The sequence below is a fragment of the Gordonia hongkongensis genome (assembly GCF_023078355.1).
Lineage (GTDB): Bacteria > Actinomycetota > Actinomycetes > Mycobacteriales > Mycobacteriaceae > Gordonia > Gordonia hongkongensis.
In genome coordinates this window covers 663,907-688,129 of the sequence record NZ_CP095552.1, presented here as the reverse complement: position 1 = coordinate 688,129, position 24,223 = coordinate 663,907, and the positions used below count along the sequence as shown (strand labels likewise).

Sequence of the window (24,223 nt, the reverse complement as noted above, 5' to 3'; positions counted from 1 at the left end):
GAGATGACCACCACCCGCACCCACGCACCCGACGACGTGGAGATCCTGCGTGATGACCACGGCATCCCGCACGTCCTCGCCTCGACGCCGCGCGGCGCTCTGTACGGACAGGGCCGGGCATGCGGCGAGGACCGGCGCTGGCAGATCGAGTTCATGCGGCTGCGCGCCGAGGGACGTACCGCCGAGGTCTTCGGGGCCGGCTGCGTCGAATGGGACACCTTCGCCCGCCGCGCCCAGCTCGACGTGGCGGCGAAACGCATCTTCGACGCATCGTCCACCCGCACCCGGGAACTGGTCACCGCCTACGCCGACGGCGTGAACAGCACCCTCGGCGACCTCGAGACGTCGGCTGCCGCACCGGAACTGGAGGCCTTGGCGCATCGTCCGCTGCCGTGGCGGCCGTGGACGCCGATCTCGGTGTTCATCATGCATCACGTGCTCTTCGGGCGGTTCACCACGAAACTCTTCCGCCTGCATGCCTGCCGCACGCTCGGTCTGGATGCGTTGCGGTTCTGGGACTTCGAGACGCGGGAGACCGACCCCACGGTGCCCGCGATGCCCGATGAGGCGTTCCTGGGGGAGATCCTCGCGATCACCCGCCCGGCGTCGCCCGAGCAACCCGCCCCGGCGGTGGACCTCGGCGATCCGATGTCGGGCAGCAACGCCTGGGGTGTGTCCGCCGAGCGGAGTTCGACCGGTGCGCCCATCGTCGCCGGCGACCCGCATCGATTCCTCGAACTGCCGGGCATCTATCAGCAGTTCCACCTCGCCTCGACAGGTCCGCACGAAGCATTCGACATGACCGGGTTCGCCTTTGCCGGCGTCCCGGGAGTCCCGCACTTCTGTCAGGGCGACGACATCGCCTGGGGCATCACGAATGCCATGGGTGACTATCAGGATCTGTACCTCGAGCGATTGACGCGCGACGAGGCCGGCACGCTCCTGGTCGAGGTACCGGGCGGCGGGCGGGTGCCGGCCGGGGTGAGCACCGAGACGATCCTCGTCCGGGATGCCGAACCCGTTGCCGTGCAGCTCGGCACCACCCCGAACGGTGCCGTCGTCTTCGGCGGCCCCGATGAGTCGTTCGCCATGAGCATCCGGTCCCCGCTGCTCACCGAAGAGGTCACCTTCGACGCGCCGATCGACCTCCTCTTCGCGCGCACCGTCGCCGATGTCGAAGCAGCCTTGACGAAGTGGGTCGAGCCGGTCAACCGCGCGGTCATCGCCCACGCCGACGGCACCGTCGCCACCCACGTGGCCGGCCGGGTGCCGGTCCGCGCGCCCGAGAACTACTGGTTGCCGGTCCCGGGCTGGGACGAGCGCTACCAGTGGCGCGGATACGAGGCGGGTTCGCTCGGTGACCCCGGCTTCGACGCGACCCTCCGCAGCAGCATCACCGTCACCGCCAACCAGCGGATGTCCGATGTTCCTGCGTTGCAGCCGCTCACGAGTGAGTGCGTCGAACCGTTTCGCGCCGACCGCATCACCGCGCGGCTCGACGGTCTCGGTTCGGTGAGTCCGGCGGATTGCGCCGACATCCACACCGATGTCCGGCTCGAGCAGGCGACCGTCGTCCAGGAGTTGCTGTCACGTGTACGCGGCGCCGACGCCGAGGCCGAAGGCATCCGGGATCGCCTAGTGGCGTGGGACCGGTCGATGACCGCCGACAGCACCGACGCGTACCTCTATGCCGAGTTCCGTACCCAGTTGGTTCTCGGGGTCGCGAGTACCGACGTGCTCGCGCCGCTGCGCGGGCCGCACGGGTTCCCGGCGGTGTTCCAGCCGTGGTTCGTGCCCGAGCCCCGTCTCGCGACCGCGCTGACCTCGGTCGTCGCCAACACGGCGGGGATCGGCATCGACATCGAGGCCGTGGCGGTCGCCGCCCTCGATGCCGTGGTGGCCCGGATCGGGACCTTCGGTTCGACGCCCACGTGGGGCAGCGTCCACCGCCTGTCACCGATCCACGGATTCGACCTGGTCGGCGCGTCGCCGCAGCACCCGGACCTGTTCGCCACCCTTCGTCCGACCCCCCTGCCCCTGGCGGGGGACGCCGAGTGCGTGTTCGCCAACGCCGCGGCGGTCGGCACCCACCTGTGCATCACGGGTGCCGCCGCACGCTACGTGTGGGACCTCGCCGACCGCGGGGCGAGCCGCTGGATCGTCCCGCTGGGCGTGAGCGGTGATCCCCGTTCCGATCACTTCCAGGACCAGGCGCCGCGGTGGGCGGCGGGCGAGCTGATCGAGGTCGTCCGCGACTGGGATGTTTTGCGTGGCACGACCGCAGCAGCGTCGACGCCGTCCACCGCCACATCGACCGAGAGGGAGCCATGCCCGCGTTGACCGAAGCGCGACTGACGCTGTTGCGGCGTCGAATCGCGCAGGCCGGCGAACCCGCCCACACGGCGCCCGCGACTGACGAACCGAGGGCCTCCGTGCCGTTCGGCGAGTTCGGCACCGCCGAACGGCGGATGTGGCGGATCTACGAACTGGATCCGGAATCGGTGTCGCACAACATCGGACTCGTCCTGCAGTTCGGCGGTACTCGAACGCTCCGATCGGTCGTCGCCTCCGCCGAGCTACTCGTCGAGCGCTTCGGGGTCCTGAGCTCGGTGGTCGAGGTCGACGACGCGGGCACGCCGCGTCGCCGCGCCGTGTCGCACGCGGGATCGTGGGACGCATCGGGCACGGTGTGGACCTGGGGCCTGCCGGACGCGGAGGCAACCGGACCCGTCGACGATGCCGACGCGATCGCGACCGCGCTGACCCGCACGCCATTCGATCTGAAGTCGGATGTGCCGCTCCGGCTTCGGGTCTCGGGCTCGGACGGCGACGTCACGATGATCCTCGTCGTGCACCATCTCGCCGTCGACGACACCTCATGGCCGCTGCTGCTGGGCACCCTGGTGTCAGGATCGTGGCCCGGGGACGTCAACGCCGACTCCCGCCCGGTCACACCAGATTCCACGGCCGCCTCGGCAGCCGCCGAGGACGCGGTGCGCCACGCCCTCACGACCTGGGCCGCCGACGACGTCCGCTATCCGCTCAGCGGCGAGTTGCCCACCGAGAGTGCCGCCGACAGTTGGCTCTCGCCGATGGACGACCGCGACGGCATCAAGGTCGCCGCCCCGGTGGCGGCCGACTCGCTGGCCGCTTTCGGCCGGGTCGCCCAGACCGTCGGGGCCACCCCGAACGCGTTGCTGATCGGCGTGTGTTCGCTGGCCGCGTATGCCCTGACCGGCGCCGCCGATCACGTCCTGATGGTGCCGGCCGACAACCGTCGTCGGACGCAGTCACCCCAGAACGTCGGATACTGCGGCAACATCATCCCGATGCGGTTCCGCATCGACCCCGACGCCACCGTCGAGCAGGCTCTCCGGGACGCGGGCGCAGTCATCTACCGATCGATGGAACACTCCGGCACCGACTTCGGGCCGATCCTCACCGCGTTGCGACAGCAAGGCGGCCGTTTTCCCGTCATCGAGATCATGGCGTCGGTCCGGCCCGCACCGCTGCGCGGGATCCCGCAACCCGCCGACGCCCCGGTCACCTGCCGGTCGGTGTTCAACGGGATCGCCAACTACCCGCTCTCGATCGCCTTCGAGGCCGACGACGAGAGCACCCACGTCGAGGTCGACCACCAACCGGGGATCGTCCCCGACACGGTGGCCGACCGCGCCACCGCAGTACTCACCGCACTCGTCGATCTGATTCCGACGTCGTTGCACCAGAACGTCTCCGCACTCGTCGAAACCCTCGCCGAGAGCGCACCACAGAAGGGCAGCGCCGGATGACCGGCCTGCCACCGCGCCACCGCGCACCAGAGTCAACAGGGGGGAACTCAGTGTCCGAAGACCGCCAGTCCGTATGGGGTGCCTCGCGATTCGCCCGTCCCGGCGATGGCTGGGCCGACGTCGGGCGCGGCTTGGCCGAGGTCGCGGCCGCGGTCGGCGACGACCATCACGGCGCCCCGCTGCCGAGCGGTGACCCCGTCGCGGTGCTCGGCGGGGTGACGGCACTACTCGGCCCGCACGGAGTTCCGGAGAACGGGATCGGCGAGTCCGAGGCGCTGACCCGACTCGCCCGCCTGGTGGCCGAGTTCGGACTGGACCTCACCCATCCGATGGCCGCGGCGCATCTGCAACCCGCTCCGCTGTCGGTCGCGGTCGCCGCCGACGCCCTGGCCTCGGCCACCAATGCCTCACTCGACACCTACGATTCCGGCCCGGCCACACTGGCGCTCGAGACCTGGACCGTACAGTCGCTGGCTCGTATGGCCGGGTTCGGCGAACATGCCGGCGGTGTCTTCAGTCCCGGTGGATCGATCTCGAATCTGCTGGCGCTCATGATCGCTCGCGACCACACCGCTGCCCGGCGGGGCATCGACGTGCGGCACGACGGCGTCGGCGCGTTGCACCGCCCGGTCGTCTTCTGCTCGCGCGTGGCGCACTTCTCGGTTCACCGCGCCTGTGCGGCACTGGGGCTGGGCGAGACCGCGGTCATCCCGGTCGAGGTCGACTCGCATCACCGGATGATCCCGGAGGCGCTGGAGACGGCCATCCGCGAGGCCGGCGCGGCGACCCCGCTGGCGATCGTCGCCACCGCGGGCACCACCGACTTCGGTACCGTCGACCCGCTCGGGGAGATCGCCGACATCGCCGAGCGGCACGAGATCTGGATGCACGTCGACGCCGCCTACGGATTCGGCTCGCTGTTCTCCGACCGCCTCGCCGGTCTGCTCACCGGCGTCGAACGCGCCGACTCGGTCACCCTCGACCTGCACAAGGTCGGTTGGCAGCCGGCGGCCGCGAGCCTCATGCTGCTGTCCGACGCCGATCGCTTCGTGTCCCTGAACCGTTCGGTGGCCTACCTCAACCCCGACGACGACGTGGAGGCCGGGTACAGCGGCCTCCTGGGTCAGACGCTGCAGACGACGCGACGTCCCGACGTCCTCAAGGTCGCGGCGACCCTGCTCGCCTACGGACGCCGCACTCTGGGTGACATGCTCGACAAGTGCAACGACCTCGCGGTGTACGCCGAACAGCGAATCGCCACCGAACTGCAGCTCGAGCTCATCGCACCGGTCACGCTGACCACCGTCGTGTTCCGGTATCGGTGCACCGATCTCGACGCGGTCAACGGCGAACTGCGGCGTCGGTTGATCGCCGACGGCAAGGCACTCATCGGCCGTACCCAGGTCCGGGTGCCCGGTGAGGAAGAGCCCCAGACCTGCCTGAAGCTGACCCTCCTCAACCCGGAGACCTCGGAGAGCGACATCGACGAGCTGTTCGACGAACTGTTGCGCGTCGCGCTCGAGGTGGAGTCGGAAGGCACCGCCGCACCCGGCGCGGAAGTCCACAGTGAAGAAATGGTGAGAGTGTCCGAATGACCCCAGAAGAGAAGACCACTGTCGAGAACGTAGACGTACTCGCGATCGGTTGCGGCCCATTCAATCTGGGCCTCGCCGCGCTCGCCTCGACGCTCGACGACGTGAACCTCCTGGTCGTCGACTCGCGGGACGAGTTCCGGTGGCATCCGGGCCTGATGTTCGACGACGCCACCCTCCAGGTGAGCTTCCTGTCGGACCTGGTGACGCTCGTCGACCCGACCCATCCGCTGTCGTTCCTGAACTACATGGCCGACATCGATCGCATGTACCGGTTCCTGGTGCGCGAGGACTTCTTCCCGACCCGCATCGAGTACGAGGCCTACCTGCTTTGGTGCGTGTCCCGGCTCGACTCGCTCCGGTGGGGCACCACCGTCGACGAGGTGGCCTGGGACGCCGAGGCCGACGCGTTCCGGGTGACCATGCACACCGGCGCGAGCTCCTCGACGGTGATCGCACGACACGTGGTGGTCGGCATCGGCACCGAACCGCTCGTCCCGCAGGCACTCTCGTCGGATTCGCCCGCGGTGGTCCACAGCTCCGACTACCTGTTCAAACAGGAGAAGGCGCTCGCCGCCGAAACCGTCACCGTCATCGGCTCCGGCCAGTCGGGTGCCGAGATCGTCATCGATCTGCTGGAGGCGAACCTACGCGGCGGCCCCGCGGTCCGATGGTGGACGCGCACACCGTGGTTCGCGCCCTGGACTTCACGAAGCTCTCGCTGGAGATGACCACGCCGGCCTACATGGACTACTTCCACAGCCTTCCCGAGGCCGCGCGGGATCGGGTTCGCCCGCAGCACTGGCAGTTCCACAAGGGCATTTCCACCGACACCCTGGAGCGCCTGCACGACCTGCTGTACCGGCGCCAGTTGCAGGACAAGCTCAACCCGGTGCAGCTGCGGATCTCGGTCGAGGTCGAGGGCATCGACACCCTCGCCGACGGCAAGCTCCGGGTCCGCGGCCGTCACCTCGACACCGGCTCCGAGCTGGCCCACACCACCGACATGGTCATCGCCAGTACCGGCTACCAGGCCCGCAGGGCGGACTTCCTGGCCCCGATCGAGTCTGCGCTGCACCGGGATTCGCGCGGACGCCTGGTCATCGGCGCCAACCACGAGATCGAGACCGACGATGCCCTGACCAACCGGATCTTCGTCGCCAACGCCGAGGAGCACGCGCACGGCGTCTCGGCCCCGAACCTCGACATCGGCGCGGTCCGCAACGCACGCATCCTGAACACCGTGCTGGGCCGCGAGGCCTACCGCCTGCCCAGGCACACCGCGTTCACCAGTTTCGGCGCGTCGGACGACGACGACATCGTCGCGCCGTAACCCGCTAGCCGGCTCACGGCCCGATTCGCCACGTGCGGCTCGGGCCGTTGTCGTTGTTGCGAAGTGGCTTCGACACGGCTCCTCGCTGCGCTCGTCGCCTGCTCAACCAGCGGGGGTGATCCGCTGCGCTCGTCGCCTGCTCAACCAGCGGGGGCGATCCGCTGCTCCCTGAGGTGCGAGGAGCGATAGCGACGGGCACCCCCTGCTCCCTGAGGTGCGAGGAGCGATAGCGACGGGCACCCCCTGCTCCCTGAGGTGTGAGGAGCGATAGCGACGAGCCACGAAGGGTCCGGTGCCCCCGAAAACCAACTCGCCCTCCGCATTCCGCGGAGGGCGAGTTCGTTCCAGACCGAGCTCAGTTGGACGCCGCGGCGAACGACGGCTTCAGCAGGTCGAGGACGTACGGGATCGAGTTCGGCGTCGGCGCGTTGAGACCCGTGATCTGCGACTGGGTCATGAACGTGACGGCGTTGTCCTTGACCGCCTTCAGGTTCTTGTACCCGGGCAGCGACTTCAGGGTCTCCGCCTGCTCGGGGGTGGCCGTGGCCACGACGAGCACGTCGGCGTCGAGCATCGGGATGTTCTCGGTGCTCAGCCCGAAGCGCGGCTGGCCGGTCCGCTGGTACTCGGCGACCAGCTTGGGAGCCATCTTCATCCCGAGCGAGGTGAACAGCTTTCCGGCGCCGTCGTTCTCGTCGCCGAGCACCGACAGCTGGTCGTTGCCGTACATGAACGCGAAGGCGTAGGTCTTACCCTTCAGATCCGGGTACTCCTGCGCCACCGCCGCGATCTTCGCGTTGGTGTCGTCGATGATCGACTTCGCCTTCTCCGGGTCGTGCAGCACGGTGCCCATCACCGTGACCATGTCCTGCCAGGGATCGATCTCCTGGTCGCTGATGGCATTGACCGTCGGGGCCAGCTTCGAGATCTGCTGGAACTCCGGACTGTCCGAGGCGAAGCCGGGTGCGAAGATCAGGTCCGGGTTCAGCTTGGCGATGGTCGTCGCGTCGTCGCCCTTGGTGGGATCGACGAACGTCGCGTCGGCCAGCTTCTCGCCGTACCACGGCTGCATCTCGCCGGTCGCCGACTTCGAGTAATCGTAGTACCCCACCGGCGTCTCACCGAACGACAGCACGACGTCGGTCCATTGATCACCCAGGGTCACGATCCGCTCCGGGGTGTCCGGGATCGTCACCGACCGGCCGTCCGGCAAGTTGAGTTGAACGGTGCCACCGGCGGATTCGTCATCCGAGCTCGAGCAACCGGCCAGCAGGCCCGCGAACAGGAGTGCACTCGCGGCGAGTGCGCCCAGGCGTGGTCGTGAAATCACGTGAAGATCCCCCAATGGGTTGTCGGTGTCGTCCGGCGGACCGGACCGTGTCACCCCGCGCGGTCAGAGCGAGCAGGGCAGCAGGACGAATCCCGCGATGGTGCAGACGCTTCGGTTGGAGAGCTTCCACTTGTTGCCGCTCCACACGAACGTCATCGAGCGATTCTGGCTACCGCGGCCGACCACGCTGATCTGCAGCGGAGCGGTCAGCGTGTTGCCGCTGACCTGGACGGGTCCCACCATCTGGTAGCTGAGCCCGACATTGCCGTAGGTCGTGATCGCGCGGGCGACGAGGTCGATCTGACGGAGCGCACGCTCACCGCCCTCGAGTTCGGCGGCGCGTGCGGCGCGGCTGCCGTTGGAGTTCATGACGATGCGGACTTTGGTGTTGAGCTGTCCGGGCGTCAGCGCGGCCGGGCCGGCGGCAACGCTCTGCTGCGGGGCGGCCGTGGTGCCCGGCGCGGGAGCAGGTGCGGGGGCCGCACCCGGAGCCGGCGCGGCTCCTTCACCGGGAGGACCGACCGGTCCACCGATCGCTCCGCCGCCTTCGGGCACGTTCTCCGTCGGGGCCGCCGCCGGCGCTCCGGCCGGTGCGCCGGCGGGTGCGGGCTGACCCGGGACGGGCTGCTGGCCGGCAATGCCCTGCTGGGGCAGCGCGGTCTGCGCGGCACCGAGGTTGACGACGGTCGGCTGTGCGGCGGTGGCGGAGTCGTTGCGCTCGCTGACCACGATGCCCACCACGCCGATCGTCACGACGATCGCGGAGATGATGGCAGCGATGCCTGCCGACGCCAGGACGGTCGGGACGCTGACCCCGCCCGATCGGCTAGACGAACCGGTGTCCGACTCGCGGTGGTCGACCCCCGAGTAGTAATCGGCCCCGGCCGGGTCCTGGTAGTTGACGTCGTTGCTCATGTTGTTCTTTCTCCGTGTATGTCTTCGCCCCCGCCGAGCCGACGGCCACCTGTATATTGCAGCCCTCGGACCCCGGATTACAAGGCAAGCCTAAGCTCGCACCCCCGTCAGGTTGACGGGAGGGCCTCCTGCAGCACTTCGTCGAGCGCGGCCACGAACCGTTCGGCGTACCCGGGTAGCGCCTGCGCGTCGGTGACGACGCCGAACGTGGTGGTGTGTCCGAGGATCAGGGTCGTCACCGACAGCGAGTAACCCGCGAGCGGCGACAACGGTGTCAGGGTGACGATCGAGCGCCCCAGCACCGACCGGACCCGCGAGAACCCGGGGTTGATGCCGATGTGGATGTCGGGGTGCATGTGGGACATCGACGCGTTCACGATCGCGCGCTGCAGACCCCACAGCGGGGCGCGCGGCAGATCGTCGGCGGCGGCCAGGTACAGCTCCGGCTTCCGCGTCGCTATGGTTTCGAGTTCGCTTCGCGCACGGCCGATCTGACGTGACAGATCGGGCTCGTTGCCGAGCAGGTTGAGGAGCGCCACGGACACCGCGTTGCCGGTGTGCCGGAACTCGTCGTCGAGGGTCACCGGCAGTGTCACGCGGACGACGTCGGCCTGTGGGGACGCGGGCGGGTTGAGGCTGATCGCCCGGCCGATGGCGGCGAGGAGGAACTCGTGAACGGTCGCGCCGTTGCCCTTGGCAGCCTTGCGCAGCGTCCGGGTCGACGCGGCGAACAGGGCGTACTCGCGCTCGCCCGACTTCGTCAGCGCGGGCCAGGCTCGTTTCTTGCCACCGCCCGCCGCGTGCTGGTCGCCATAGGCGGCCTTCGCCTCTTTGAGTTCCTCGGGGTCGATGCCGCTGATCCGGAAGCGGGGACTTGTGGCGAATCGCTCGAACTCCGCGAGATCGTCGGGTTCCCCGTCGGCGAGGAGAGCGGCGAAGGCCGCCCCCGCGATGCCGTCGGAGATGCTGTGGTGCACCCGGAGCAGGACCCACTGTCCGACGCCTTCGGCACCCGCCGACGGCGTGAACAGGGTGATGTCCCAGAACGGGCGCGGACGCGGCAGCGGCGACTCGAGCAGTTTCGTCACCCGTCGCTGGAGATGGGCGCGATCGGTGAACCCGAACTCGGTCACGTGTTCGCCGGCATCCCAGCTGTCGTCGGCGAGCACCACTTCGGGCTTGCGCCAGCGGCCGTTGCGGATGCCCAGCCGGAAGATCTCGAACAGCCCGGCCCGCTCCCGGACCCGCGTCCGCACCTCGTCGAGGCCGAGCAACGCCCCGTTGCTCTCGAGCTGCAGGATCATCGACCAGTGCATGGGCGCGCTGTCTTTGTCCATGTGCAGATAGGTGTGGTCGGGCGGCGCGAGTTCGGTGACACGCGCGTCGGCCGGTGCCTGGCTGGCTGGGCTGTTCATGGGATGACCGCCTGGGTGAGAGGGACGATGGCTCGAGCGCTTCAGGACACCGGCGAACCGGTGCCGTGGAGTTCGGAGTCGACGAACATGGCCTGGTACCGCTCGGTGTCGGGTTTCATCGCCGCCGCGACCAGTTCCCACAGCACCTCGTCGGTGCCGCCGCCGACGCGGGCCAGTTTCATGTCCCGCCACCAGCGACCGATGGGGGATCCGGTCTCGAGGTAACCGATCCCGCCGAAGATGTGCAGGCACTCCGACGCGACCTCTTCCCCGAGGTTGGCGGCGGTGGCCTTCAGCGCCGCGGCGGTGCGCAGGTTGATCTTGCCCTCCGCGGCGACACCGGCCAGCGAGTAGCGCAGGACGTCGACCCTGGCCTGCAGATCGGCGACGCGCAGGCGGAGTGCCTGGTGGTCGTAGAGCTTCTTGCCGAACTGGGTGCGCTCCACCATCCGGGCAAGCGTCACGCCGATCATCACGTCGCACGCGGCGGCGATCTGGGCGGCCACCGAGTACCGCTCGTGCGCCAACCCCCAGCTGATGATCGCCAGGCCCGTCCCCGGCCGGGCGATCAGCGCCTCGTCGGGGATCCAGGCGTCGATGGTCACCGGCGCGGTGTCGAGGGGCCCGGCGCCGAGTTTGGCATACGGCTTCCCCACCGTCACCGACTCGATCGGGACGGCGGCCAGCGCCACGTTGCCGCCCACGTCGGGACCGTCGTCGACGCCCCGGCAGACCACGAACACGTGGTCCGCGATCGGCGAGAGAGACACGAACTTCTTGTGCCCGACGACGCGGAACCCGCCGTTCTCCGGCAGGATCCGGGTCTCGGAGTTCTGTAGGTCCGAGCCGCCCTGCTCCTCGGAGGCCCCGATGCACAGCACGGTCTCGGCGGTCAGGGCGCGCTGGGCCAGGTCTCTGAGGTAGTCGTTGCGGCCGAAGCGGCGGAGGATGGCGATGGCCGAATCGTGCAGGCTCACACCCACTCCGATGGCCGCGGAACCCAGCGCGCCGAGATGTGCGCCGAGGGCGAAATGGTCGTGGAGGTCGGTGACCTTGCGGTCCTCCCACTTGCGGACGAAGACGCCCTCGGCACCGAGGTGTTCGAGCAGGGGCCGCGGGAACCGATGATCCAGTTCCGCCTGCGCCGTCCAGGCCGTCACCTGCTCGTCGAACGCGGCGTCGAGCAGTTCGGCGTACGTCTGCACTGGGGCCTCCACAGTCATGTCGGGTCCGGGTTTTCTCAGGCCGGGGTGCCGGCCTTCGACCGGATGAGGTCTTCGAGATCTCCGACGGTCTTGGACTCGAAGAGCTCCCGTTCCGACAGCTTCACGCCGAGACGCTCTTCGATCGCCACCACGCCGATGGCGAACGCCACCGAGTCCAGCCCCAGGTCGTCGATCAGCTTCGAGTCGCGGCTGATGTCGCCGAGCGCGAGGTCGAGGTCCTCTTCGAGGATGCCGCGCAGGGCTTCGGTGATGTGGTCGGACATGTGGTGGCTCCTGGGGTGGTGATGTTCGGTCGAAAGTATCGGTCGGTCAGCGCGGGACCACGTACGGGGCGACGCTGGCCAGCTTCTCGCAGGTCTCGGTGAACTCGCGCTCCGGCGTGGACTGCGCGACGATGCCGGCACCGGCACGCAGCCACGCGCCTTGCCCTGACGAGAAGATGGTGCGCAGGGCCAGGGTCGCCTCGAGCTCGCCTCTCGACGACGCGGTGAGGATCGCGCCTGAGTACAGGCCGCGGCGTCGGGGCTCGAGACGGTCGATCGCCTCCACGGCCGGGGTCTTGGGGATGCCCGACGCGGTGATCGACGGGAACACCACCTCGAGTGCGCGCCAGGGGGTTTCGTGATCGGCTAGGGTCCCGCGCACGGTCGAGGCCAGATGCTGGACGCTCCCGCGCTCACGAACCTCCATGAACTCACTCACGGCCGTGGTGTCCGCAGTGGCGATCGAGGAGATCTCGTCGAAGCACGCACGTACCGACATGGCATGCTCGGCGATCTCCTTGGCATCCGAGAGCAGGTCGGCGCGGGCCGCCGCGTCCTGCTCCGCCGAGATCCCGAAAGCCCTTGTGCCGGCCAGTGGTTCGGTGACCACGGTCCGGTCGTCGTGCACCGCGACGACGAGTTCGGGACTGAACCCGGCCGCCTGCAGGTCACCGAGCGAGAGCAGGTAGCTCCGGGCGGGGTTGTTGTCGGCACGGCCGCGGGCGTAGGTGGCGGGGATGTCGACGTCGAACGGGATGTCGACGGCGCGCGAGAGGATCACCTTCTGATACCGGCCGGCTTCGATCTCGGCGACAGCCGTTGCCACACGGCCGCGGTAGTCGTCAGGGTCGGACTGCACGTCCACCGGCCGTGACTCGACGGAAACGGTTGCTCGCGAAGCGATCTCGAGGAGACGACCGGCACGCTCGGCGTCGAGCGACCCGGTGTCGACCCCGTCGGCATCGACGGTCGCCTCGAACTCGGGAACGATGAGGTGCGCCAGCACCGTGTCCTCGGGAACGCGCTCGAGGATGCCGTGATAGGGCGCGCAGAAGTCGAAACCGACCCAGCCGTAGACGCGCCAGTCGGGAATCGACAGCGACGCGGTCGCGGCGGCGAGCGCGTCGGCGGGGTCGCCGCGCCAGGGCGTCGTCGTGCGGTCGCCCAGATCATCGACGATGACCTCACTGCGTGTGATCACCACGCGGGCGCGGACACCCGCCGCGAAGGTCCAGCGCCGGTCGCGCTCGTAGACGACATGGTCGCCGAATTCGCCGGAGCCGGCCCAGGCCGCGGTGATCCGCGCGGCATCGGACTCGCTCAGCGGCGAGGCCGGCGCGAGCAGGTCGACGAACTGCGCGGCGTGCGATTCGGTTGTCAGCGACATGTCCTTCGTTCCTCCGGTCGTGATGCACTCGAGCACCGATGATCATAGGGAATCTTAGGGCAGCCTAATCAAACAATCCCCCGCGGGTCGACAGCCGGCCTCCCGCCCTGCATCGACCGGTAAGGTTACCCTATCCTGCCTGTGTTTGAATGAACTCATGCCGACGCATCTCGACCCCGCGACCGATCTGCTCGACGGTTTCGCTCCCCACACCGACGCACAGGCACAGAAGTACCGCGACGCCGGCGTCTTCCTCGACCGCCCGTTGTTCGCCAGCCTCGATCTGGCCGCCGAGCGAACTCCCGACTCCCCCGCGCTGACCGATGCCTCCACCGACGGACCGCGCACGCTCACCTATGCCGAGTTCCGCGACGCCACCCTCCGTCGTGCCGCCGGTTTCGTCGCGGCCGGACTGCAGCCGACGCAGCGGGTCGTGTTGCAGCTGAACAACTCCCTCGACTTCGCGGTCACCCTGTACGGCCTTCTGCGCGCGGGCGTCGTGCCGGTGATGACCCTGCCCGCGCACCGGATCACCGAGATCGCCCATCTCGCAGCCGGTGCCGGCGCGGTCGCCTACATCGGTGAGGACGGCCGCCGGGGTTTCGACTACCGCGAACTCGCGACCGAGTTGCAGTCACGGGTGCCCGACGTCGCCCGGGTCTTCATCTCCGGCGAACCGGGTCGATTCACACCGCTCCCCGACGCCGACCCCGCCTCGGTCGAGCTCCCGGCTGCCCCCGACGCCGGGCTACCCGCCCTGTTCCTCGTGTCGGGGGGCACCACCGGACTGCCGAAACTCATCGCACGCACGCACGACGACTACGACCTCAACGCCCGGCTGTCCGCGGACGTCGCCGGCCTCACCGCCGACGACACCTACCTCGTCGCGTTGCCGGCCGCGCACAACTTTCCGCTGTGCTGCCCGGGAATCCTGGGCGTCTTCGGCGCGGGCGGCCACGTCGTCTTCGCCGACAACCCCAGTCCGGACAACACTTTCGACCTCATCGAGCGGCACCGCGTCACGGTGACCGCGCTCGTCCCCGCGCTCGCGCAACTCTGGTGCGCGGCGACCGAGTGGGAGCCGGCGGACATCAGCTCCCTGCGCCTGCTGCAGGTGGGCGGCGCCAAGCTGGCCCAGTCCGACGCCGTCGCCCTCGACGCGGCCCTCGGCCCCGTCGTCCAGCAGGTCTTCGGCATGGCCGAGGGGCTCATCTGCTACACCCGGGCCGACGACCCGCGTGACTTGGTGCACCAAGTGCAGGGGGCACCGATGTCCGAGCTCGACGAGGTCCGGGTCGTCGATGAGCACGGAGCCGATGTCCCCGACGGGGAAGAAGGCGAACTGCTGGTGCGCGGGCCGTACACGATCCGCGGCTACTACCGCGCCACGGCGCACAACGAGAAATCCTTCACGCCGGACGGGTTCTACCGGTCCGGGGACAAGGTCACCAGGCTGCCGTCGGGGCACCTGGCCGTGACCGGCCGCATCAAGGACACCATCGTGCGCGCCGGGGAGAACGTCGCCGCCGACGACGTCGAGGAGAACCTCCTCGCCCACGATTCGGTCCGGCAGGTCGCGGTGGTCGGGCTGCCCGACGACGCGCTCGGTGAGAAGATCTGTGCGGCAGTCGTGCTCTCGCACGAACACCCCCCGGCCCGACCACTCGAGCTCGCCGCGATCCGCACCTTCCTCGCCGACCGCGGTCTCGCGTCCTTCAAACTGCCCGACGTGATCCGCGTCGTGACCACCCTGCCGGTCACCGCGGTCGGCAAGATCGACAAGAAGGTGCTCCGCGAGACATTGCTGTCGGAGCCGTCGGCGGGCTGAGCCGAGTCGGAGCCCGTTCCTCACACCGGCGCGAGCGCGACCACCGCTTCCTAATCCGAAAGAAGCGCATAACCCCTGCTCCCTAATCCGAAGAGTTAGGTGAGGTGGCTGCTCAGGCCGCTCCGTGGGGTGTGATGGTGACGTCGTATCCGAGTTTGTGTAGGTCGTAAATGGCGCGGTTCTTGGTGCGTTCGGGGTGGCGTTGCTGGTGGTAGTCGGGGCCGGGTTCGTCGTAGACGACGTTGTCGGTGAGCATGATCCAGACCACGGTGAGCAGGGTGTGCTCGAGGGCGACGATCGCTTTGGGTTTGCCGCGAGAGCGGACCAGGCGCCGGTACTTGGCGTTGAGGAACGTGCCTTTGTGGCTGGCGATCGATAACGCTGTAGCCCCGAGAGCACCTTTGAGGTGACGGTTACCGGGGCGGGTTTTGACGTTTTTGACCCGTCCGGCGGATTGGTGCTGGCCGGGGCAGACTCCCGCCCACGAGGCCAAATGGCCTGGTGTGGGGAACTGGGCCATCTGGCCGCCGGTCTCGGCGATGATCACATCGGCGGTGGTGGTGGAGATACCCGGGATCGTGCAGATCAGGTCGCGTTTGGCTTGAAACGGCGCCATCACCTTCTCGATGCGCTCGGTCAACGCGTCGATCCGGGTGGTGTGTTCGGTGATGAAATCCAGATGCAACTCGACCAGGAACGCGTGGTGGTCGGTGAAGCGGCCCTGCAACGCCTGGGTCAACGCGGGGATTTTGCGGCGGAGTTGTTTCACCGACAACTCCGCCAACACGGCGGGATCGCGTTCACCCTTGACCAGCGCCTGCAACATGAATCGTGACGAGACCCCGTTGATATCGGAGACCACCACCGACAGTTTGATGCCGGCGTCTTCGAGGACTTTCTCCAACCGTTGAATCTCGCGGCCGCGTTCGCGGGTGATCGCGGTGCGGGTGCGGGTCAGATCGCGTAACCGTCGGATCGGTTCGGGCGGCACGAACGAGGCCCGCAACAGCCCGTGGGCGGCCAGCTGCGCCAGCCACGCCGCATCCGACACATCGGTTTTGCGGCCCGGGAGGTTCTTGGCGTCGTGGGCGTTGACCAGCATCACCTCGAACGGGGCGTCTTCGAGGAGGTAGTAGAACGGTTTCCAGTAGTCGCCGGTGGCTTCCATGACCACACACGTCACCTGCTCGGCGATCAGATAGTCCCGCAGCCGCAGAATGTCGCCGCTCATCGACGACCAGGTCGTGGTATCTTGCACGGTCTTTCGGCCCGGACTAGCCAGGCGGACACAGACTTTCACATCCTTTTTGGAGACATCCATCCCGGCGCATCGGGGATGCAGCACTTCCATCTCGGTTTCCTTTCGAGTCCTCGGAAGTGGGCTGCGGACGGGGCAAACAAATGCAGGAGTCTAATCCGCGTGCTCGTAGCAACAATCCACGATTCCCGTGGCAGGCCCCGCGCCTCACACTGAGGTACTGGCTCTTCGGCACAAGGGAGGAATTCAAGGTCACCGCATCCCACCCCTCCACTATCAACCCCCCACGCGCCGGTGACCAGCACGAACTCTTCGACCCCCACGACGGCCGCCAGGCCGCAGATACTGAGGTGCGAGGAGCGATAGCGACGAGCCTCGAAGGGTCCGGCGAGGAATGTTCTGGAGCCGCCGAGGCTTACCTTCGGATCACACCGGCGCGAGCGGCACGATCCCGGGATGGCTGTCGAGGTAGCGCTTGGTGAACGTGCACACCGGCCGGAGGCGGGCACCCTGTTCGCGGGTGTAGTGCACGGCGCTACGGGTGAGTCGCGTGGCGAGTCCGTGTCCGCTGTATTCGTCGTAGAGCACGGTGTGCAGCACGGTGATGGTGGTCTGACCGTCCGCCGACTCGGTCGAATAACCGAGCACGCCGACCAGGTCGCCGGCGACCCAGAGTTCGAATCGGTCGCGGTCGGGATTGTGTACCACCTGCGAGATCTGTTGCAGGATGGACTTTGCCGACTGTGGTGGTCGCTGACGATGCTTGCGTAGCACCCGACCCTCCTCACCTCGTGATCGCGGACATCGGATCACCGGCGCGTACCTGCCACACGCGACAGCGCCACCCCTGTGATCCGGGTCACACGGTACCTTACGGAACCGTAACTGCCGACCCCGATCGTGTGATCGTCGCAAATCGATACGGTCTTCCCCACCCGCACGACCCGACCGGACGATGCGATGTAGGGTGGCGGACGCACGACAACTACACACCGCGGGGGCTCTCACGATGACCGAGGGCTGAGATGGCGACGGGCGGTCGCCGACCGCTCGAACCTGTCCGGGTAATGCCGGCGTAGGGAGACCAGCCATGGGCACACGTGTATCCACCACCCGCAACAGCAGCGCACCCGCCGATTCCGGGTTCCTGACCCTCGGCCCGATCGAGGGCAGCGCCAAGCACTACCTCGCCGTCGACGACCTGCGTGTGCCGCAGCGTCGAATCCAGCTCACCAACGGCGAACACCTCGACGTCTACGACACCTCCGGCCCCTACACCGATACGGCGGCGCACATCGACGTCGAGAAGGGCCTCACCCCCACCCGCGACAGCTGGCATCGGCCCGACCCGATCGACGGCGCGAGCACCCAGCTGGCCTGGGCGCGTGCCGGCATCATCACCGACGAGATGCGGTTCATCGCCGCCCGGGAGGGCGTCGACGCCGAACGGGTCCGGTCGGAGGTCGCCATCGGCCGCGCGGTCATCCCGGCCAACCACCGCCACCCCGAGTCCGAACCGATGATCATAGGCAAGAACTTCGCGGTGAAAGTCAATGCGAACATCGGTAATTCGGCGGTGCGCAGCTCGATCTCCGACGAGGTCGAGAAGATGGTGTGGGCCACCCGCTGGGGCGCCGACACGATCATGGATCTCTCGACCGGCGCCGACATCCACACCACCCGCGAGTGGATCATGCGTAACTCGCCGGTCCCCGTGGGGACGGTTCCGATCTACCAGGCGCTGGAGAAGGTCAACGGCGATCCCGCCTCGCTGACCTGGGAACTGTATCGCGACACCGTCATCGAGCAGGCGGAGCAGGGCGTCGATTATATGACCGTCCATGCCGGTGTCCTGCTGCGCTACGTTCCGCTGACCGCGAAGCGGGTGACGGGCATCGTCTCGCGCGGCGGTTCGATCATGGCGGCCTGGTGTCTCGCGCACCACCGGGAGTCGTTCCTGTACACGCACTTCGACGAGTTGTGCGAGATCTTCCGCCGCTACGACATCACGTTCTCCCTCGGCGACGGCTTACGCCCCGGGTCGATCGCCGACGCGAACGACGAGGCGCAGTTCGCCGAGCTCCGGACCCTCGGCGAGTTGACCACGATCGCCAAATCCCATGGCGTGCAGGTCATGATCGAAGGTCCGGGTCACGTCCCGATGCACAAGATCGCGGAGAACGTGCGCCTGGAGGAAGAACTGTGCGAGGAGGCGCCGTTCTACACTCTCGGGCCCTTGGCCACCGACATCGCACCTGCCTATGACCACATCACCTCGGCCATCGGCGCCGCGATGATCGCTCAGGCCGGCACCGCGATGCTGTGCTACGTGACTCCGAAAGAGCATCTAGGACTTCCGGACCGCGACGACGTCAAGGTCGGCGTGATCACGTACAAGATCGCGGCGCACTCGGCCGACCTGGCCAAAGGCCACCCGCGGGCACAGGAACGCGACGACGCACTGAGCAAGGCGCGCTTCGAGTTCCGCTGGACCGACCAGTTCAATCTCGCCCTCGACCCCGACACCGCGCGCGCATACCACGACGAGACGCTGCCCGCCGAGCCCGCGAAGACCGCCCACTTCTGCTCGATGTGCGGACCCAAGTTCTGCTCGATGCGGATCTCGGCGGACGTCCGCGCCTACGCCGAGGAGCACGGTCTCGTCACCGCGGACGACATCGACCGGACTATCGCCGAGGGCATGGCCGCGAAGTCGGCCGAGTTCGCCGAGGCCGGTAACCGCGTGTACCTCCCGCTCCAGACGACCGGCGGCGCCTGATGCGCACAGACGACGCACGACGACGCACAGTCGACGCGAATCAGCGCACGGTCGACGAACAGGCCTACACGGGACTCCCGCTGTCACCGCCCGGAACGGCCCCGGTACGGGTCCTGACCATCGCTGGTTCGGACTCCGGCGGGGGCGCGGGGATTCAGGCAGACATGCGCACCTTCGCCCTGCTCGGGGTGCACGGGTGTGTCGCGGTGACCGCGGTGACGGTCCAGAACTCGGTGGGCGTGAGCGGGTTCGAGGAGATCTCACCGCAGACCGTGGCGGCGCAGATCGACTCCGTGTCCGGTGACATCGGTGTGGCCGCGGCGAAGACCGGGATGCTCGCGTCGGCGCCCATCATCGAGGCCATCGTCGAGCAGTGCCGCACGAGCGGTATCGGCCGGGACACATCCGTTCCGCTGGTGGTCGATCCGGTGTGCGCGTCGATGCACGGCAACCAGCTGCTCGCCGACTCGGCACTCGACACCCTGCGGCACAGCCTGTTTCCCCTCGCGACGGTGGTGACCCCGAACCTGGACGAGGTTCGCCTGATCACCGGGATCGAGGTCACCGATACCGCGTCGCAACGCGACGCGGCCAGGGCGCTGCTCGATCTCGGGCCGCGCTGGGCGCTGGTGAAAGGCGGGCACCTGCGAAGCTCGGACCACTCCCCCGATCTGCTCTACGACGGCGACCAGTTCATCGAGCTCAGCCACGAACGCATCGACACCCCGCATGACCACGGCGCCGGCGACACCCTCGCCGCCGCGATCGCATGCGCGCTGGCCCACGGGCACGACGTTCCCGCGGCGGTCGGCTTCGGCAAGGACTGGGTGACCCGCTGCCTGGCCGCTGCGTATCCACTGGGCGCCGGCCACGGTCCGGTCAATCCGCTGTGGCGTGTGGGCGCCGGGTCGGCGGACTGACGCGACGCCGGTCCCGAACCGGAGAACAGACAACGCTCCCCGACGGCGACCGGCGCCATCGGGGAGCGTTGTCTGTGTCGAGGGACCGTCAGGCGGTTCCGCTGAGGGCCTTGCTCTTCAAGTGCTCGAACTCCTGGGGTGTGATCGCGCCCGAGTCGAGCAGGTTCTTCGCGTCGGCGATCTGCTGGGTCGGCGAGGTGCCTGCGACGGACCGGATGTACTCGTCGGACGCCTGCTTGGCCTCGTTGTACGCCTCACGCTGACGCTCGGCCATCCCCTTGCCCTTGGCGAGCAGGTACACGATGGCGGTGAGGTACGGGAGGAAGATCAAGAAGACAATCCAGGCCGCCTTCTGCCAGCCCGACGCGGCCTTGTCCCGGAACAGGTCGCTGATGATGTGCCACAGGACGATCAGGTAGGCCACGAACGCGAAGATGACGATCGTGTACCAGATGAAGTCCCAGAATGAATCCCACATCGGAGTGTCTCCCTTGTCTAGAAGAAATCGGCGAGTTCAGAGCCGAGCACATGAACCGTTATGAAGCATTACACAGCACCGACCTCGACACCGTGACGAACTGGAAAGATGTTCGTGAAATCGTGTGAAAAGACCATTGCGGGCGCAATTCCTCCGATTTCGCCCCGCACGATCACAACTTCGCGAAGGGCGACATGGAATCTCACCCGGTAGGTATCGAGAAGGTCGAGCTCGGTCTCGACACGTTCGGGGACATCACCGCCGAACCCGACGGCACATTGCGCTCGGGGTCGCAGACCCTGCGCGATCTGCTCGAGCAGGCCATCCTCGCCGACACGGTCGGCGTCGACTTCCTCGGTGTCGGTGAGCATCACCGGGACGACTACGCGGTGTCGGCACCCGAGGTCGTACTCGGCGCCATCGCGGCGCGCACCACCCGGATGCGTCTCGGTTCGGCCGTCACCGTCCTGAGTTCCGATGATCCGATCCGCGTGTTCCAGCGGTTCTCGACAGTCGATGCGTTGTCGTCGGGTCGTGCCGAGGTGATCCTCGGGCGCGGGTCGTTCACCGAGTCGTTTCCGCTGTTCGGTTTCGACCTCTCCGATTACGAGGAACTGTTCAGCGACAAGCTGGCCCTGTTCGCCGAACTGCGCACCGGCCGACCGGTCTCCTGGTCGGGTTCCACGCGCAGTCCTCTGCAGTCCCAGACGGTCTACCCCGAACTCGAGAACCCGCCCCTGCCGACGTGGATCGCGGTCGGCGGCAGCCCGGAGTCGGTGGTACGTGCCGCGTCGTACGGCCTGCCGCTCATGCTCGCGATCATCGGCGGCGACCCACTGCGCTTCAAGCCGTACGTCGATCTCTATCACCGCGCCCTGCGCGAGATGGACAAGCCGCTGATGCCCGTCGGCGTGCACTCACCGGGACATGTCGCCGACACCGACGCGCAGGCACGCGACGACCTGTGGCCGCACTACCGCGAGTACGTCGGACGCATCGGTCGCGAACGCGGCTGGCCGCCCCCGACCCGCATCGAGTTCGAGCGGTCGACCGGACCCGGCGGCTCGCTCTACGTCGGGTCGCCCGACACCGTTGCCCGCAAGATCGCGTCGACCGTCCAAGCTCTGGGACTGAGCCGATTCGACCTGAAGTACTCGCACGGGACACTCGGCCACGCCGAGCTCATGCGCAGTGTCGAGCTCTATGGGACGCAGGTCATCCCGCGGGTGCGCGAACTGCTCAGCGTCGGGTCAGGGTGAGCTGGAAGTCGCCCGCGGGATCGGTCCACGCCGACACGACGGACAGTCCGGCCGACTCGAGTTCTTCCGCGAGCGCCCCCGGCTGGAACTTGGTGCTGATCTCGGTGTGGATCTCGGTTCCCGCGGGCACCCGCCACGAACGGCCCAGCACACCGAAGTACGCGTCGACGTCCCGCCGGGCGCGAAGCCACATCTCGACGCGGTGCTCGCCCGGATTCCAGCGGGCGATGTGTTCGAAGTCGTCGGCGTAGAGCCCGCGAGCGTCGAGGCCGGCACGGAGCACCTCGATCATGTTCCGGTTGAAATCGGCGGTCACACCGGCACTGTCGTCGTAGGCGGCGACGAGCCGCCCGGTGTCCTTGACGAGGTCGGTACCGAGGAGGAAGTAGTCACCCGGGGACAACGAGCCGACCATCGAACGATAGAACTCCGCGCGCGCAGCAGGATCGAAGTTGCCGATTGTGCCACCGAGGAACACCGCGAGGCGCGGGCCGTCGGCGGGCGGGAGATCCAGGTCGGGCTCGGTGAAGTCGGCGACCACGGGGACGACGTCGATCCCGGGATAGTCGACGGCGAGCACTTCGGCTGTCGTCGTGAGCATCTCGGTGCTGACGTCGACGGGGACGTAGGTCGGACGCTCACCGTCGGCGGCCGCGTCCACGAAGGCGTCGAGCAGCAGACGCGTCTTGGTCGATGTGCCCGAGCCCAGTTCGACGATGACGTCGGCACGAGTCGTCGAGGCGATCTCGGCCGACCGCGCGCGCAGGATCGCGGTCTCGCGGCGGGTGGGGTAGTACTCGGGCAGACGGGTGATCTCGTCGAAGAGCTTGCTGCCGCGCTCGTCGTACAACCACTTCGTCGGGAGGACCGGCGGTTGCTGCCACAATCCCGAGAGTGCGTCTGCGGCAAGGCCCCCGATGGCCGTCTCCCCGGTGGTCGCCGTCACCGGGGTGTCGCTGTCGAGGCTCATCGGGCCAGCCGGAGTCCCGAGAAGACCCAGCGCGACGGCGCCGGGAAGAAGTTCCGGTACGTCAGTCGTTCGTGACCCACAGGCGTCACCGCGCTCGCCCCGCGCAGCACATGCTGGTCGGACATGAACTTGCCGTTGTATTCACCCACCGCGCCGTTGGCGGGCACGAAGCCGGGATAGGGCAGGTACGCACTGGCCGTCCACTCCCACACATCCCCGATCATCGCCGCACCGACGCGGCCGGGATGACATCGGTCCGGGTCGAGCAGGGCCCCGCGCTCGGTACCCAGTGAGCCGGCAGCGATCTCCCACTCGAATTCGGTGGGCAGCCGGGCCCCCGCCCAGCGGGCGTAGGCGTCGGCCTCGTAGAACGAGACGTGCAGGACGGGCTCGTCGGGCACGATCCGCCGCCGGCCGGACAGGGTGTACGTCGTCCAGTCCGACGGGTCGGTGGAGCGCGCACCCGTTTCGTCGCGCCAGTATCCCGGTGCGTCCCATCCGGTCTGGCGGATGGTCGCCCACCCGTCGGACAACCAGAATTCGGCGCGCCGGTAACCGTCGTCGGCCATGAACTCCAGCCAGTCGGCGTTGGTGACCGCGCGGTCGGCTATCTCGAAGTCCTCGAGATACACCCGGTGCCGGGGGCCCTCGTTGTCGTAGGAGAATCCGCTGCCCAACGCGCCGATCTCGTTGACGCCGCCCTCGAACTGCCGCCAGCCCAACGCTTTCGCGATGCCCGGTTCGTCGGGTTCGCGATCGATGTACACCGGCCCGAACGTATTGGTGGAGAAGAGATGCTTGATGTCCATGAGCAGCAGCTCTTGGTGCTGCTGTTCGTGATTGAAGCCGAGTTCGACGAGTTCGAGTGCGGCCTCGTCGAGGTCGCCGCGCTCGAGGAGATCCACCATCGCGGCGTCGACATGCTCGCGGTAGCGGGTCACATCGCGGACACCCGGCCGCGTGACGAGACCGCGATCAGGTCGTGGATGCCGTTCTCCCACAGCCTCGTAGTAGCTGTTGAACAGGTACCGGAACGTGTCGTCGTAGACCTTGTACGCGGGGTCACGCCGCAGGATGAACTCCTCGAAGAACCAGGTGACGTGCGCCCGGTGCCATTTCGCCGGGCTCGCCTCGGTCATCGACTGCGGTGTCTGGTCCTCGGGCGAAAGCCGTTCGGACAGCGTGTCGGTCAGGGCGCGGACGTCGAGGTAGCGACGCGCGACATCGGTGACGACACCGTGCGCCGGCGGGCTCTCGGCGGACCGGGTGTCTGTGGACTGGGGACGAACCGACGGTTCGGTGATGCTCACTGGATAACCTCCCGTGGCAAAGCCTGGAGCGGCCGGCGACGACTTCGCCGATCTCCGCATCCATCGTCATGACGCTTGCCGTTCCTGTCAACGCACAGGCTCTTATCGGCCTCGACGTGTCGTCGTCAACTCGGGATTGACGCGATCGACTCGTCAACCTACGGTTGAC

18 protein-coding genes, 1 pseudogene and 1 riboswitch are annotated in these 24,223 nt (G+C 67.9%); of the genes and pseudogenes, 8 read left to right on the top strand and 11 right to left on the bottom strand.

What is annotated here, in order from left to right:
* The first annotated feature begins 3 nt into the window (after positions 1-3).
* From MVF96_RS03110 to MVF96_RS03095, 4 genes and pseudogenes are all read left to right on the top strand, one after another.
* Positions 4-2,340, top strand: coding sequence for a penicillin acylase family protein (locus MVF96_RS03110; protein ID WP_247451191.1), 2,337 nt, complete (start codon positions 4-6; stop codon positions 2,338-2,340).
* Positions 2,328-3,791 (top strand): condensation domain-containing protein, encoded by a 1,464-nt coding sequence (locus tag MVF96_RS03105; RefSeq protein ID WP_247451189.1) that lies wholly within the window; start codon positions 2,328-2,330, stop codon positions 3,789-3,791. The genes MVF96_RS03110 and MVF96_RS03105 overlap by 13 nt, the downstream gene beginning before the upstream one ends.
* Positions 3,792-3,841: 50 nt before the next feature.
* Entirely contained in the window at positions 3,842-5,386 is a 1,545-nt protein-coding gene (locus tag MVF96_RS03100) for a pyridoxal phosphate-dependent decarboxylase family protein (RefSeq protein WP_159369981.1), read from the top strand.
* Positions 5,383-6,716, top strand: a pseudogene (locus tag MVF96_RS03095) (lysine N(6)-hydroxylase/L-ornithine N(5)-oxygenase family protein). The gene MVF96_RS03100 and the pseudogene MVF96_RS03095 overlap by 4 nt, the downstream one beginning before the upstream one ends.
* A gap of 355 nt (positions 6,717-7,071) precedes the next feature.
* Here the strand turns inward: MVF96_RS03095 and MVF96_RS03090 are convergent.
* The 6 genes from MVF96_RS03090 to MVF96_RS03065 form a co-directional block, all read right to left on the bottom strand.
* Positions 7,072-8,046 (bottom strand): ABC transporter substrate-binding protein, encoded by a 975-nt coding sequence (locus MVF96_RS03090; protein WP_058251432.1) that lies wholly within the window; start codon positions 8,044-8,046, stop codon positions 7,072-7,074.
* A 63-nt stretch (positions 8,047-8,109) separates the two neighbouring features.
* On the bottom strand, positions 8,110-8,961 hold the full coding sequence (locus tag MVF96_RS03085; RefSeq protein ID WP_247451187.1) for an MTB12 C-terminal domain-containing protein: 852 nt from the start codon (positions 8,959-8,961) through the stop codon (positions 8,110-8,112).
* A gap of 107 nt (positions 8,962-9,068) precedes the next feature.
* Positions 9,069-10,376 carry a wax ester/triacylglycerol synthase domain-containing protein gene (locus MVF96_RS03080; protein WP_247451185.1) on the bottom strand — a complete coding sequence of 436 codons (1,308 nt, stop codon included), beginning with the start codon at positions 10,374-10,376 and terminating at the stop codon, positions 9,069-9,071.
* Positions 10,377-10,417: 41 nt separating this feature from the next.
* A complete protein-coding gene (locus tag MVF96_RS03075; protein ID WP_247451183.1) occupies positions 10,418-11,599 on the bottom strand; it encodes an acyl-CoA dehydrogenase family protein in 1,182 nt (393 codons plus the stop codon).
* Positions 11,600-11,616: 17 nt separating this feature from the next.
* On the bottom strand, positions 11,617-11,865 hold the full coding sequence (locus MVF96_RS03070) for an acyl carrier protein (RefSeq protein WP_058251371.1): 249 nt from the start codon (positions 11,863-11,865) through the stop codon (positions 11,617-11,619).
* A gap of 46 nt (positions 11,866-11,911) precedes the next feature.
* The gene (locus MVF96_RS03065) at positions 11,912-13,252 is read right to left on the bottom strand and encodes a salicylate synthase (RefSeq protein WP_247451181.1); all 1,341 of its coding nucleotides are present in this window, start codon (positions 13,250-13,252) and stop codon (positions 11,912-11,914) included.
* 157 nt (positions 13,253-13,409) lie between these two features.
* Here MVF96_RS03065 and MVF96_RS03060 point away from each other — a divergent pair, with 157 nt between their 5' ends.
* Positions 13,410-15,080 carry a (2,3-dihydroxybenzoyl)adenylate synthase gene (locus MVF96_RS03060; RefSeq protein ID WP_247451179.1) on the top strand — a complete coding sequence of 557 codons (1,671 nt, stop codon included), beginning with the start codon at positions 13,410-13,412 and terminating at the stop codon, positions 15,078-15,080.
* Positions 15,081-15,192: 112 nt separating this feature from the next.
* On the opposite strand, the gene MVF96_RS03055 is transcribed toward MVF96_RS03060, so the two are convergent.
* Together MVF96_RS03055 and MVF96_RS03050 are read right to left on the bottom strand one after the other, a co-directional pair.
* Positions 15,193-16,431 (bottom strand): IS110 family RNA-guided transposase, encoded by a 1,239-nt coding sequence (locus MVF96_RS03055; RefSeq protein WP_137808541.1) that lies wholly within the window; start codon positions 16,429-16,431, stop codon positions 15,193-15,195.
* Positions 16,432-16,764: 333 nt separating this feature from the next.
* Positions 16,765-17,112 (bottom strand): GNAT family N-acetyltransferase, encoded by a 348-nt coding sequence (locus MVF96_RS03050; protein ID WP_065630486.1) that lies wholly within the window; start codon positions 17,110-17,112, stop codon positions 16,765-16,767.
* A gap of 219 nt (positions 17,113-17,331) precedes the next feature.
* Positions 17,332-17,421, top strand: a riboswitch (TPP riboswitch).
* Between the two features lie 7 nt (positions 17,422-17,428).
* Here MVF96_RS03050 and thiC point away from each other — a divergent pair.
* Together thiC and thiD are read left to right on the top strand one after the other, a co-directional pair.
* On the top strand, positions 17,429-19,117 hold the full coding sequence (gene thiC, locus MVF96_RS03045; RefSeq protein WP_247451177.1) for a phosphomethylpyrimidine synthase ThiC: 1,689 nt from the start codon (positions 17,429-17,431) through the stop codon (positions 19,115-19,117).
* Entirely contained in the window at positions 19,117-20,037 is a 921-nt protein-coding gene (thiD, locus tag MVF96_RS03040; RefSeq protein WP_159369971.1) for a bifunctional hydroxymethylpyrimidine kinase/phosphomethylpyrimidine kinase, read from the top strand. Before thiC ends, thiD begins: the two co-directional genes overlap by 1 nt.
* A gap of 88 nt (positions 20,038-20,125) precedes the next feature.
* On the opposite strand, the gene MVF96_RS03035 is transcribed toward thiD, so the two are convergent.
* On the bottom strand, positions 20,126-20,515 hold the full coding sequence (locus tag MVF96_RS03035) for an SHOCT domain-containing protein (protein WP_247451175.1): 390 nt from the start codon (positions 20,513-20,515) through the stop codon (positions 20,126-20,128).
* Between the two features lie 194 nt (positions 20,516-20,709).
* On the opposite strand from MVF96_RS03035, the gene MVF96_RS03030 reads away from it, so the two are divergent.
* Positions 20,710-21,774, top strand: a complete 1,065-nt coding sequence (locus MVF96_RS03030; protein ID WP_065630489.1) for an LLM class flavin-dependent oxidoreductase — start codon at positions 20,710-20,712, stop codon at positions 21,772-21,774.
* On the opposite strand, the gene egtD is transcribed toward MVF96_RS03030, so the two are convergent.
* Positions 21,755-22,744 carry an L-histidine N(alpha)-methyltransferase gene (gene egtD / locus MVF96_RS03025; protein ID WP_065630490.1) on the bottom strand — a complete coding sequence of 330 codons (990 nt, stop codon included), beginning with the start codon at positions 22,742-22,744 and terminating at the stop codon, positions 21,755-21,757. The genes MVF96_RS03030 and egtD overlap by 20 nt on opposite strands.
* Positions 22,741-24,054 carry an ergothioneine biosynthesis protein EgtB gene (gene egtB / locus MVF96_RS03020; protein ID WP_247451174.1) on the bottom strand — a complete coding sequence of 438 codons (1,314 nt, stop codon included), beginning with the start codon at positions 24,052-24,054 and terminating at the stop codon, positions 22,741-22,743. The genes egtD and egtB overlap by 4 nt, the downstream gene beginning before the upstream one ends.
* Positions 24,055-24,223 lie beyond the last annotated feature (169 nt).